10 protein-coding genes are annotated in these 11932 nt (G+C 62.8%); 3 read left to right on the top strand and 7 right to left on the bottom strand.

Annotated features, from left to right (window positions below; translation table 11 throughout):
- The 4 genes from NKH60_RS11400 to NKH60_RS11385 are packed head-to-tail and all read right to left on the bottom strand — an operon-like array spanning position 1 to position 4554.
- Entirely contained in the window at positions 1–1101 is a 1101-nt protein-coding gene (locus NKH60_RS11400) for a glycosyltransferase family 4 protein (protein WP_352612123.1), read from the bottom strand.
- Positions 1086–2378 carry a TIGR04295 family B12-binding domain-containing radical SAM protein gene (locus NKH60_RS11395; protein ID WP_352612125.1) on the bottom strand — a complete coding sequence of 431 codons (1293 nt, stop codon included), beginning with the start codon at positions 2376–2378 and terminating at the stop codon, positions 1086–1088. The genes NKH60_RS11400 and NKH60_RS11395 overlap by 16 nt, the downstream gene beginning before the upstream one ends.
- Positions 2375–3451: an NAD-dependent epimerase/dehydratase family protein gene (locus NKH60_RS11390; protein WP_352612127.1), complete on the bottom strand. Its 1077-nt coding sequence runs from the start codon at positions 3449–3451 to the stop codon at positions 2375–2377. The genes NKH60_RS11395 and NKH60_RS11390 overlap by 4 nt, the downstream gene beginning before the upstream one ends.
- Positions 3448–4554, bottom strand: coding sequence for an NAD-dependent epimerase/dehydratase family protein (locus NKH60_RS11385; RefSeq protein ID WP_352612129.1), 1107 nt, complete (start codon positions 4552–4554; stop codon positions 3448–3450). The genes NKH60_RS11390 and NKH60_RS11385 overlap by 4 nt, the downstream gene beginning before the upstream one ends.
- Before the next feature lie 271 nt (positions 4555–4825).
- Between NKH60_RS11385 and NKH60_RS11380 the strand changes: the two genes are divergently transcribed.
- Entirely contained in the window at positions 4826–5095 is a 270-nt protein-coding gene (locus tag NKH60_RS11380) for a hypothetical protein (protein WP_352472886.1), read from the top strand.
- A 24-nt stretch (positions 5096–5119) separates the two neighbouring features.
- Here NKH60_RS11380 and NKH60_RS11375 read toward each other — a convergent pair whose 3' ends face one another.
- Entirely contained in the window at positions 5120–5716 is a 597-nt protein-coding gene (locus NKH60_RS11375; protein WP_352612131.1) for a response regulator, read from the bottom strand.
- Between the two features lies 1 nt (position 5717).
- Entirely contained in the window at positions 5718–5915 is a 198-nt protein-coding gene (locus NKH60_RS11370) for a hypothetical protein (protein ID WP_352472888.1), read from the bottom strand.
- A 166-nt stretch (positions 5916–6081) separates the two neighbouring features.
- On the opposite strand from NKH60_RS11370, the gene NKH60_RS11365 reads away from it, so the two are divergent.
- Entirely contained in the window at positions 6082–9186 is a 3105-nt protein-coding gene (locus tag NKH60_RS11365) for a CheR family methyltransferase (RefSeq protein WP_352612133.1), read from the top strand.
- Between the two features lie 8 nt (positions 9187–9194).
- On the top strand, positions 9195–9542 hold the full coding sequence (locus NKH60_RS11360; RefSeq protein ID WP_352612698.1) for a response regulator: 348 nt from the start codon (positions 9195–9197) through the stop codon (positions 9540–9542).
- Positions 9543–9608: 66 nt separating this feature from the next.
- On the opposite strand, the gene NKH60_RS11355 is transcribed toward NKH60_RS11360, so the two are convergent.
- Positions 9609–11909: an FdhF/YdeP family oxidoreductase gene (locus tag NKH60_RS11355; protein ID WP_352612134.1), complete on the bottom strand. Its 2301-nt coding sequence runs from the start codon at positions 11907–11909 to the stop codon at positions 9609–9611.
- Between the last annotated feature and the right edge of the window lie 23 nt (positions 11910–11932).

The following is an 11932-nucleotide window of genomic DNA, read 5'->3' as shown; positions in this document are numbered from 1 at the left end:
TCAATTATCCGCCATGGTGGCCAGGGCCGCCTTGTCGTAGACGCCGCGCATGGCGGTCGCCTGTCTTGCCAATGAAAATCTGCGGCTTCGGCGAGCCGCTGCTTCACCGAGCTCTCGCCGGCGCTGCGCGTCGCTGCAAACGCTGTTGACGCATCTGGCGAGATCGCCCGGATCGCGCGCGTCGAAGAACATGGCCGCCCCGTCCCACAATTCGCGATAGGTCGAGATATCCGCGAGCACCAAAGGCGTCTTCGACATCGCGGCTTCCAGCGTGGCCAAGCCGAACGGTTCGTAGAGCGACGGCGATACGAAAATGCCTGCCCGGGCCATCAGCGAGCGCACTTCCTCATGTGGCACCGGTCCGACGGGAACGGCGTGACTGAAGCCAACATGCTGGCCGTCCGGGCCTTGCAAGGAGCCGGCGACGAAGACCGGCCATTGCGTCAGGGAGGCGGCCTGGTCCAGCACCGCCGCATTCTTTCCTTCGTCCCACCAGCGCGCGGCGGCGAAAACCACCGATTCCCGTCTTTCGCTCTTCGCGCCGGGCCGCGCCCCGTTGCCGACGACGCTCAGGCGCGCGATCGGCCCGTAGCAGGTTTCGAGCATGTCGGCATGGCTGCGGCTGGGTGCAACGATAATGCCTGCTTTGTCGAAACCGCGCCGGTTGCGGTCCTTCTGCCAGGCCCATTCGCCGTCCGCCGCCTGTCCCTTGACGGCGTGGAACCATGTCACCACGCAGGAATGCGACACCGTCACGACCGGGCAGGGCACATCGAGCCCCGCGGCCTGCGTCGGCGCGTTGAGATGGACGATTTCGACGGCGTAGTCACGTATGAGCGGGTGCAGCTCCTGCTGTAATGTGTCGAGGTCGTGCTCGTTGCGGGTCATCCAGTCGGGCGGCGTGTTGAGCCAAGTCAGCGCCGCGAATGACCGGGCCTCCTCCGCCTGCTGCCTGGACGGTTCCGGACCAAGCCCGGCAAGCACGACGCTGTCGCCGCCGGCGACCAGTTGCCTGGCCAGATCGAGCGCATAGCGCCAGACGCCACCGACGGCATCGACGGTCATCAGTATGCGACGCGGCGGGCTCAGTGTCCGCAACATGTGGCCTCCAATTCAGCCAGCGGACGCGGACGCTTCTCCTGGATGTCGCTGAACGTTCGGAAGGATGCGAGGTAATGTTCATGCGCGCGCTCCCAGGCGAGATCGTCCGGCTCGCCCCAAAGTTCGCGATAGCTGGGCGAACTCGGATAAGGGTAGAGCGGCACCGGTTCGTTGGCCCAAACGCCGTTGTCGATCAGGTGCTTTCGCCAATAATCGACGAGCGCGGGATCGTCCTCGACCACGCCGATCAGATTGGCTTGGACGAACGGCACGTGGCGCCTTGCGTCGACCAGCAACGCGGCCAGCTCCTCGGTGCCCAAACGGCAGCGTTTTGCCAGCATGGCGCGGCCTTCCACAGTCAGGCTTTCCAGGCCCGCCTCGATCGAGACGCAGCCGGCGGCACCGAGCAGCTTCAGCAATTCCGGCTTCCAGAGGTCGATACGGGTCTGCACGCCGAACTTCACATCGCGATCGACCAGCGCCTCCAGCAATGCCTTTTGCGGCAGGAAGATCTCGTCGATGAAGTAGATGTAGCCGACACCCTGTGCGATCAGCCGGTCGATCTCGGCGATCACTGCTTCGTGGTTCCGGCGGCGATAGGCATCGCGGAAATCGATCTTGGCGCAGAAGCTGCAATTATACGGGCAGCCGCGTGACGCCTCGACCTCCGCGCCAAAGCCGACCTGGTTGTCGTCGAAGCGGTGATGGTGGTGCGAATGCGCGGCAATCCAGTCCGATGGCCATTCGAGCGGCGGGTGATCGATGAACGAGCTCGCATGCACGCCGCCGTTCGAGACCAGTTCTCCATCCTCGAAATGGGCGGTGGACGGCACCGCAGTCCAGTCGTCGCGCCGGGCAAGTTCCGCGACCACTTCCTCGCATTCGCCGCGCACGACGATGTCGACGCCAAGCTTGCGCAAAGTCGGCGTCGGCGTCGCCGAGCCATGCGGCCCGACGGCGACGGTGCGACCGCCGCGCCCGGCAAGATGATTGAGGAAATCGGCCGGCACGCGCAACTCGGGCGGTGCGCAGCGCCAGAACAGGTAGGTCGGCGCGGTGCTGACGACGGTCATGCCAGGCTCGAATGCGGCGACGCGATCGGCGAGCGCGGCGTTGTCGAGCTTCTGGATCTGCCCGTCCAGTATCAGCACCTCGTGGCCGGTGGCTTCGAGCAGCGCTTTCGAATAGCCGAGTTCGAGCGGCAGATGCGGCTGGCGGCAGCCGAAATAGATGCTGTCCTGGTACGTCCAGGACGGATTGACCAGGGCGACCTTCATGCCACGTACCTCGCCGGTTCGGGATGCGGGTCGAGGCGATGACGCTGCAGCCAGTCGGCGAGGTCGCGGATGCCATTTTGCCACGGGACGTGCGCTTTCCATCCCAGCGCCTCGATCGCGCGTGTGTCGGCGACGAAGAACGGTTGGTCGCCGGTGCGTTCGCGGTCGTAACGTATCGAAACGTCCCGTTTCGTTATGTCGCGAATCTCCTTCAGCAGCATGCGCAGGCTGACGGCGTTTTGTGGTCCGCCGCCGAGATTGAATGCCTGGCCGCTGATTTCCTCGATCCGGTCGAGCACGGCGCGATAGGCCGCGACCGCATCGGCAACGTGGAGGATGTCGCGCACCTGCTTGCCGTCGCCATAGATGGTGATCGGCCGGTCGGAGAAGGCGCTAAGCAGGAAGTGGGCGACCCAGCCCTGATCCTCCGTCCCGAACTGGCGCGGTCCATAGATGCAGCTCATGCGCAGCACCGCCGTCGGCAGGTCGTATGACTTGGCGTAGTCGAGGACATACTGGTCCGCCGCGCCCTTGGAGCAGCCATAGGGCGTGCAGAAATCGAGGCCGCGCGTCTCGTCGATGCCGTGCGCATGGATGGCCGCGTCGCGAGGCGCGTATCTGCCGTCTTCTTCGCCCATGGCGAGGTCGGCGAGGCGGCCATAGACCTTGTTGGTGCTGGCGAAAACGACGGGAATGCGCTTGCCGCCGCGGCGAGCGGCTTCCAGGACGTTGAACGTTCCGCGCAGGTTGATGTCGAAATCTTCGTCCGGTCGAACCAGGCTCGTGGTGACGGCGGTCTGCGCGGCAAAGTGGAAAACCGCTTTCGAACGCGCCACCAGCGGCGCGAGCGCCTCTGCGTCGCGGATATCGGCGATTTCGATGGTCAGGCGGCTGCCGTGCTTTTGCGTCAGCCATTCCAGGTTCTGCTCGACGCCGGGACGGCTCAGGTTGTCGATGACCAGCACCAGTTCGCCATCCGACAACAGGCTGTCGGCGAGGTTGGAGCCGATGAAGCCGCTGCCGCCGATAATGGCGATGGGCATTTCGCGAAAATCGGGTGACTCCGGTCTCATGATACCAGCCCTCGCGCTTCGAGTTCCCGCTTCATCTCGGCGCTGCGATCGATGGCGACCGTGTTGCGCACCCAGGCGACGAAATCGCCGAGCGAATGCTCCAGCCGGTACTGCGGCTGGAAGCCGAGCAGTTCGCGCGCCTTGGAGATGTCGGCAAAGCAATTGCGGATATCGCCGGAGCGTGCCTTGCCGAGGATTTCCGGCTGGCGGCCAGGCACGCCCATCGCTTCGGCGAGCAGCCGGGCGACGTCGCTGACCGCGTAGGCCCGGCCGCTGCCGATGTTGATGACGTGCCCGCGCGCCTGCGGCTGTTCCAGCGCCAGCCGGAAGGCGCGCGCGACGTCGCGTACATGCACGAAATCGCGCTGCTGTTCGCCGTCCTCGAAGATCAGCGGCCGCTGGCCGTTGGCGATGCGCGAGGCGAAGTTCGCCAGGACACCGGTATACGGGTTCGAGAGCGCCTGTCCGGCGCCGAAGACATTGAACAGGCGCAGCGCCACCGCATCGACCCCATAGGCTTCGCCGAAGATCAGTACGGCGCGTTCCTGGGCGTATTTCGTCAGCGCGTAAATTGAGGCGAGATCGACCGGTTTCTGTTCGTCGGTCGGCAGCGGCGACAGAACTTCACCTTCCGGCGACAGGGGATTCCATTGGCCGCTGCGGATGTCGTCCGGCTGCCGTCTTGCATTGTCGATGCGCCGGCCGTCCGGCGTGGCATAGAGACCCTCGCCATAGACGCTCATCGACGAAGCAACGACGATCCGTTCGATCGGGCGTTTGATCAGCGCTTCCAGCAACGTGGCGGTGCCGAGGTCGTTGGCGCCGACATAGCGGGCGATCTCGTACATGGACTGGCCGACGCCCACTTCAGCCGCCAGGTGAATGATCGCGTCGACATCGTCGACCGCCTCTGCGATGGCGTCGCGATCGCGAACGTCGCCTTTGATCAGCTTGGCGCCTGGCGGCAGGCTGATTGCCTCGCCACCATGCACCTGGTCCAGCAGCGCATCGAGAATTGAAACCCCATAGCCATGTTCAACGAGTTCCTGGGCGACGTGGCGGCCGATAAAACCGCAGCCTCCCGTGACCAGTATACGTTTCACGACAACTCCTCATACGAATGGCTTTGCCGCCCCAAACTTCCGGGCGAAAGGTTTGTTCCCTTGCTTCAACAAAGTTCCCGGAACGCTGCGCTCCGAAAGCGACCCCGCCTTGGGCTGGGCACGGGAACATCGAAGCGCGCTTGGTGTTAGGAGCCATAATCAACCAACCGCGCGCACATGCCGGGCAGCAATGCATCTGCTGGTTGTGTGAGGCAGACCGGAGCAACGCGTGAGATCTCGCGGCCTGCGGTGGAATCGAAGGGAGATTGCGATGTCTGAATCCAGGACGACCACCGATCACGACGAAATCCGCCGTTGGGCCGAGGACCGCGACGGGCGACCGGCGGTGGTGCGCACCAAGGGCGAGGGAGGCATACTGCGCATCGACTTCGGCGAGCCTGAAGAGACGTTCGAGCCTGTCGAATGGGACGAGTTCTTCAGGATCTTCGATGAGAACGAACTGGCCTTCCTCTACCAGGATGAGACCAGCGGCGGAAAGACCAGCCGCTTCAACAAATTCGTCGAACGCAGCCGGAAGTAGGATCGCGGCAAACAGCGGCCACGGTCAGTGCAGCAGGTTTGGCCCGCGTGCCCTGACGATGTTTCGCATGATGCCGTTGAGCCAGTCCTCCGTGGAGGAGCCGGATCGTCTCTTGTCGATTTCGCGGATGGCCTGTTCGAGCGTTCGCTCGACCAGCCGGTCGGAGGCCTCCACATCTCCCAGCAGCAGGCGCGCCGCGAGCCTGAGCTTGGGCAGCAGCGAAAATACGTCGTCCGAGGGCTCCGACGATCGGCCTCCTTTCGATGCCGACGTCTCGGCTGGGAAGAGAGCATCGAAGACAGCCTGGCCGTTCGAGGATTTTCGGAGGCTGCTGGCATAGCGAAGGCGCTCAGGAATAACGATGTCTTCGTCGCCGCTGAAAAACACGAACGGCACGCCACGGCGCATCAACTCGTCGGCGATCGGGAATACCCGTCGTCCGTTGAGATTGACGTCCAGGATCGCGGCCTCCGCCTCGTCCGTATGTTTTGATGCCTGTTCGACCGTCGCCACCGGGCCAAGCACCACGGCGCCCATCTTGCTGAAGTAACGTGCAAGATCGCCCGCCAGCATCCATTCGTCCTCGACGATCAGGATATGCAAGCCTTGCAGGTCGCGCACCTCATTGTTCCTTCTTCCTGCGGGATTTACGGCTGTCGGCGCGGACTTCCGCAAAATGGCGGGCCAGGACCTCTTGCAACCGTTCCGCGAGCGCGAGCAGGCGAGGCGGGATGTTTTCAGATACCGGGAACTTGGTCAGATCCGGCGAGGGCAACAGGATTCGCTTGGCCGGCTTTATTTCAGGTGGTCGTCTTGCCATTGGAACCGCCTCCGAAGTCAAATGTTAATGCCCAGCCGCGGTGCTTTGTTCCGTTACTGGACTATTTACTGGCCTCAGGCTCGGCCCGGTCTTAGTCTGAGGCGTGATTAGGGTCTGAGGCCCGATTTGACGGCTTTGTGTTCGCGGCTGTTACCAGGGGCTTGGCGTGGCATCCCAGAATGGAAGGTTTCCCATAGTCGGCGTCGGTGCATCGGCCGGCGGCATTCCGGCGATGGAGGGCCTGTTCAAGGGAATGACCGGCGGCACCGGCATGGCGTTCGTCGTCGTCACGCACCTCAGCCCGGAGCGGGAAAGCCTGCTGCACGAGGTCATCCGACGTTATACCGAAATGCCGGTCTTGGTGGCCGAGGAGGGGGCAGCGGTCCAACCCGACCAGGTCTATGTGATGCCGCAAAACGTCGTCCTCACCATCCGTAAGGGCGCGCTTTCGCTGCGCCGGCCGAACACGTTCAGCCGCGAGCGCAAGCCGATCGACATCTTCTTCAGCGCATTGGCCGAGGACCAGGGCGAGTATGCCGTCGGCATTATCTTGTCGGGTGGCGATTCGGACGGCACGCTCGGCGCCAGGGCAATCAAGGAGCATGGCGGGCTGACCATTGCCCAGGCCTCCAACGGTTCCGGCCCGCGCAATCCAGCCATGCCGCAGAGCGCGATTTCGAGCGGCCTGATCGACATAGCGGCGCCCGCCGAGCAGATCGGTGCAAAGCTTCAGGCGTTTGTCCGCGGTTTCGACGTGCTGAACGGCCTGACCGAAGCAGACGACGAACACAAGGCCGAGATGGATCGAGCCCGCGATGAAATCTACGCCATTTTGCGCAGCCATTCCGGTCACGACTTTTCCGGCTACAAGGCCAAGACGTTCCTGCGTCGCGTAAAGCGGCGCATGCAGATAACGCAGCTGCAGTCGATCACCACCTACACAGAACGGCTGAAAAGGGATCCGGACGAGGTGGCGAAGCTGTTTCGCGACCTCCTCATCAACGTCACCAGCTTTTTTCGCGACGCCGACGCGTTCAAATTGCTGGAGGACAAGATCATACCGCAGATTTTCGAAGGCAAGAACGCCTCCGATGCGGTGCGTGTGTGGGTGCCCGGCTGCGCCACCGGCGAGGAGGTGTTCTCGATCGGCATGCTGATGCGCGAGCGCATGGAGAAGCTTTCGGCGCCGCCGCGCGTCCAGATATTCGCGACCGACATGGATGAGCCGGCGCTCGCGGTGGCGCGTGCGGCACGTTATCCAGAAGCGCTGCTGCACGGGCTTTCGCCCGAGCGCAGGCAACGCTTTTTCCACAGTGACGGCGAGAGCTATGTGCTCGGCAAGGAGGTGCGCGAACTGTGCATCTTTTCGCCGCACAGCATTATCCGCGACCCTCCCTTCTCGCGCATCGACATGATTTCGTGTCGCAACCTGCTGATCTATTTCGGCCCGCAGATCCAGAACCGGGTCATCCCGATCTTCCACTACGCGCTGCGCCCGGGCGGCTATCTGTTCCTCGGGACCTCGGAAACCATCGGTCAGCACGGTGACCTGTTTGCCACGGTCGACAAGAAGCAGCGGATATTCCAGGCGCGGGAACATGCCACGCCGCGGCCGCCGGTCCTGATCGGCAATGGCCGCACGGGTGCCCTTCCGGTCGGACGCGGCGGCTCGAAGAAGGATGCGGCCAGCCATTCACTGCGCCAGGCGATCGAGGCTCAGGTGCTGGAGCGGTTCGCCCCGCCTCACGTTCTTGTCAATGGCGATGGCGACATCGTCTACTATTCGGCGCGGACGGGCAAATATCTGGAAGCGCCGCAAGGCGCCCCGAGCCGGCAGTTGCTGACCCAGGCCCGCCACGGGCTGAGACTGGAACTGCGCGCCGCATTGCGGGAAGCAGCCACGACGCGCCGCACGGTCGTGCGGGAGAACATAGCGGTCGAGGAAGACGACGGACAGCTTCAGTTCATTACATTGACGGTCGAGCCATACACGGAACGCAGTAATGGCGAGCCCCTCTACCTCGTCCTGTTCAATCCGGTGGGACAGTCCCAGATCCGCTCCGAGCCGGCACACGAAAGCCGCGGCACCGACGACGCGGCCGATCTCGAGCGGGAGTTGCGCGACACACGCGAGCGGCTGCAATCGACCATCGAGGAATACGAAACCGCGCTGGAGGAAGTAAAATCTTCGAACGAGGAACTCGTCTCCGTCAATGAAGAGGCGCAGTCGACCAATGAGGAGCTTGAGGCCTCGAAGGAGGAGATGCAGTCGCTCAATGAAGAGCTAAACACCATCAACGCGGAGCTGACCGGCAAGATAGAGGAACTCGATCGCGCCAACAGCGATCTCAGAAACTTGTTCGAAAGCACGGAAATCGCCACCATCTTCCTCGACCGCAACCTTGTGGTGCGGACCTTCACTCCCGCCGCGTCATCGTTCTTCAACTTGCGTCCGTCCGATGTCGGCCGCCCGCTGACCGATCTTTCGAGCCGACTCGATTACCCCGAGTTGAAGCGGCACATCCAGGCGGTGTTCGAGACGGGAGAGACCCTGAACCATCACCTTGCGCGCGATGACAACGGCCGGTTTCACCTGGTTCGCATCAACCCTTATCGGGACAAGAGCGGCGGCGTCCAAGGCGTGGTCGTGACCATGATCGACGTGACGACGCTGGCGCAGGCGGAAGAGCGTCAGCAGGTGCTCATCTCGGAGCTGAACCATCGCGTCAAGAACATGCTGGCGGTCGTCGCCAGCATCACCAACCGGACCCGTGAAAACTCGGCGTCGAAAGACGAGTTCGCCGACGCCTTGATCGGCCGCCTGCAGGCGATGTCACGAGCATACAGTCTGCTCTCGCGAGAAAGCTGGACCGAAGCTTCCGTCGAGGAACTGCTGCGCCAGGAACTCGATCCCTTCGGGGCCGAACGGTTCGAACTCCATGGCAAACGGGTGAGCCTCAAGCCGGTACAAGGGCTTTCCTTCGGCATGGCAATCCATGAACTGGCGACGAATGCCGCTAAATATGGTGCCCTTTCGAAACCTGCCGGGCGGATAGTCGTGAAATGGTCGGTGGCGGACGGAACCTTCAGGCTCACTTGGCGCGAGAAGGGCGGCCCCCGCATCAAGGAGCCAACCGACAGCGGCTTCGGCCTTACCCTTCTGCGCGGAGAAATCGGCTACCGGCTGGGCGGAAAGGTTGAAACAACTTTCCACTCAAATGGTTTGGAGGCGGAAATCGCATTCCCTCTGACCCGTGAGGGCTCGTCGTGACCGGAAAGATGCGTGTGCTGATCGTCGAGGACGAATGGCTGATCGCCGACGACGCGGCGGCTTACCTGCGCAAAGCCGGCCATCAGGTGGTTGGACCTGTTTCGTCGGTAACGGCGGCACTCCGGCTCGTTGGCGAAGGCGGGATCGACGCCGCGTTGCTGGATATCCAGTTGAACGACGAGACCAGCTATCCGATCGCGGAAGCGTTACGGACGCGCGGTGTTCCGTTCGCCTTCCTTTCCGGGTATGGCGAACGCGAAATTCCAGCCGGGTTCCGCGCTTGCAGGATGGTGCAGAAGCCGGCGAGCCAGAGTGCGATCCTGAATGCCGTGGATGAACTCGCGCGAGCCGGCTGAGGTCGCGATTGAAAGTCGCGCCAGGTCACATCGGCGTGGTGCGTGCCTGCCGCGAACGACGAACGCCTATGGCAATATCCGCACCGGTACCGATTTGACCGCCGGAACATGAGCCCTCTCGGCTCTGTGCCACAAAGGAACCAGCGGGTTGAGCTCGGGGTAGTAACCGGCGCAATTTCCCTCCGGCACCGAGTAAGGCGTGATGCGCAGTCCGTGCACGCGGCGCTCCACACCGTCCCGCGCGTTGGCTTCGAGATCAACCTCCTGTCCCGCGCTCAAACCGAGGCGCTGGATATCCTTTTCATTCATCAACAGCACCATGCGTGTGCCGCTGATGCCGCGCAGCCGGTCGTTGTAGCCGTAGACGGTCGTGTTGAACTGGTCGTTGGAGCGGACCGTGATCAGTGTCAGCACATCATCGCAGGCGACATCGATGTCAGGATCGGTTTCAAGGCCACTTGGCAGCTTGAAATTGGCCTTCTTGTTCGGCGTCTCCCACACCCGCTCGCTCGCCTTGATGTCGCGATGGAAGCCGCCGGGCGTCAGGAAACGCTCGTTGAAGTCGCGGAAATGTTGGGGGTAGCAGCGCTCGATTTCGTCGCGGATGCGGGAATAATCCCCAACCCACTCATCCCATGGGATCGAACTCCTGCCCGGCACCATGGCCTTGGCGAGTTCGGCGACGATCCTGGGCTCTGAAAGCAGATGCGGCGAAGCCGGAGGTCGCGATCCGAACGAGCCGTGGATACAGGCGGTGGAATCCTCTACCGACACCCTTTGGTCGCCGCTTGCCTGATGGTCTCTTTCCAGCCGTGACAGGCAAGGCAGCAAATAGGTTGCCCGGCCGGCGATCAGGTGACTGCGGTTGAGCTTGGTCGCGATCTCGACATGCAGGTCGAGCCCACGCCAGGCTTTCTCGACCAGGCCGGTTTCCGGCACGGCCCGCACGAAATTGCCGCCGAGCCCGACAAAGCCCTTGACCGATCCGTCGATGACGCCTTCGCAGGTCTCGACCGTATCGAGACCTTTCTCGCGCGGCGGTTCAAAGGCGTAGAATTCGGCGAACTTGTCGAGCGGGACGAGCTCGGGTTTTTCCGATATGCCGACGGTGCGCTGCCCCTGGACATTGGAATGGCCGCGCAGCGGCGAAATGCCGGCGCCGGGTTTTCCGATATTGCCGCGCAGCATCAAAAGGTTGCACAGCATCTGGACGTTCTCGGTGCCGTGCCGATGCTGGGTCAGGCCCATGCCGTAATTGCCGATCACCGCGTTGGCATGGCTGTAGACCTCGGCGACATGCTCCAGGTCGGTCTGCGCAATGCCGGATCGCGCGACGATATCGCTCCACTGGGTTTTGCGCAGGAAGGCTTCGAATTCGGCGAAGCCATGCGTGTGTTCGGCGATGAAAGCCGTGTCGAGGACACGCGTCCTGCCGCTTTCGCGGGCGTCGTCGTCGAGCGCCAGCAACGCCTTGGCGATACCCGTCATCGCGGCGATATCGCCGCCCGAACGAACCTGGAAGTAGTCGCTGGACATTTTGGTACCCGGTCCGGGCGACAGCATGTCGAGGGGGTTTTGCGGATTCTTGAAGCGCTTCAGTCCCCGCTCGGGCAAGGGATTGAAAGTGAAGACGGGCACGTTGCGTTGACGTGCCTCCTGCAGCGGATGCAGCAGGCGCGGCGCCGTCACCCCGGTGTTGTGCCCGAAGAAGAACATCATGTCGCATTTCGCAAAGTCTTCGAGCTGCACGGTCCCCACCGGCGAGCCGATCGATTCCGGCAAGCCGACCGAGGTCGATTCATGACACATGTTGGACGAATCGGGCAGGTTCGAAGAGCCATAGATCCGCGCAAAAAGCTGGTACATGAACGAGGCCTCGAGCGAGGCCCGGCCGGACGTGTAGAACACCACCGATTTTGGATCGAGCCGCCGCAGTTCGGCAGCTATGTCGCGGAATGCATCGTCCCAGGAAACCGGCTCGTAACGGTCGGTGGCGGCATTGTAGCGCATGGGCTCGGTAAGCCTGCCCTGCTTCTCAAGATCGTGGTCCGGCCAATCGAGTAGTTCCGTCACCGAATGCTCGGCGAAGAAAGCGGGTTCGCAGCGCAGCTTGGTCTGGTCCCACATCGTCGCCTTGGCGCCGTTTTCACAGAATTCGAAAGGCCTCGGCTGGGCTGGCTTTGCCCATGAGCAAGACACGCACATATAGCCGTCGGCCTTGTTCTGCTTGAGCAGCGTGCTCCATATCCCGGACAACAGCAGGCCTTCGCCGCGCGCCTTGCGGACCAGGGATTTGAGCGATCCCCAGCCGCCTGTCGGGTGGTCGTATTTCTTGGTTTCGATGCGATCGGTTACGGCGGGTTTCATGCGAGCCACTCCCTGTAAGAAGA

This window comes from Mesorhizobium sp. M1006, assembly GCF_040318825.1.
Taxonomy (GTDB): domain Bacteria; phylum Pseudomonadota; class Alphaproteobacteria; order Rhizobiales; family Rhizobiaceae; genus Mesorhizobium.
The sequence above is the reverse complement of the archived record's forward strand: the minus strand, read 5'-3'. Positions and strand labels throughout refer to the sequence as shown.

Bases quoted from the DNA above. Each gene is read 5' to 3' on its own strand.
- NKH60_RS11400 (WP_352612123.1), bottom strand. From the start codon at position 1,101: ATGTTGCGGACACTGAGCCCGCCGCGTCGCATACTGATGACCGTCGAT.
- NKH60_RS11395 (WP_352612125.1), bottom strand. From the start codon at position 2,378: ATGAAGGTCGCCCTGGTCAATCCGTCCTGGACGTACCAGGACAGCATC.
- NKH60_RS11390 (WP_352612127.1), bottom strand. From the start codon at position 3,451: ATGAGACCGGAGTCACCCGATTTTCGCGAAATGCCCATCGCCATTATC.
- NKH60_RS11380 (WP_352472886.1), top strand. From the start codon at position 4,826: ATGTCTGAATCCAGGACGACCACCGATCACGACGAAATCCGCCGTTGG.
- NKH60_RS11370 (WP_352472888.1), bottom strand. From the start codon at position 5,915: ATGGCAAGACGACCACCTGAAATAAAGCCGGCCAAGCGAATCCTGTTG.
- NKH60_RS11360 (WP_352612698.1), top strand. From the start codon at position 9,195: ATGCGTGTGCTGATCGTCGAGGACGAATGGCTGATCGCCGACGACGCG.
- NKH60_RS11355 (WP_352612134.1), bottom strand. From the start codon at position 11,909: ATGAAACCCGCCGTAACCGATCGCATCGAAACCAAGAAATACGACCAC.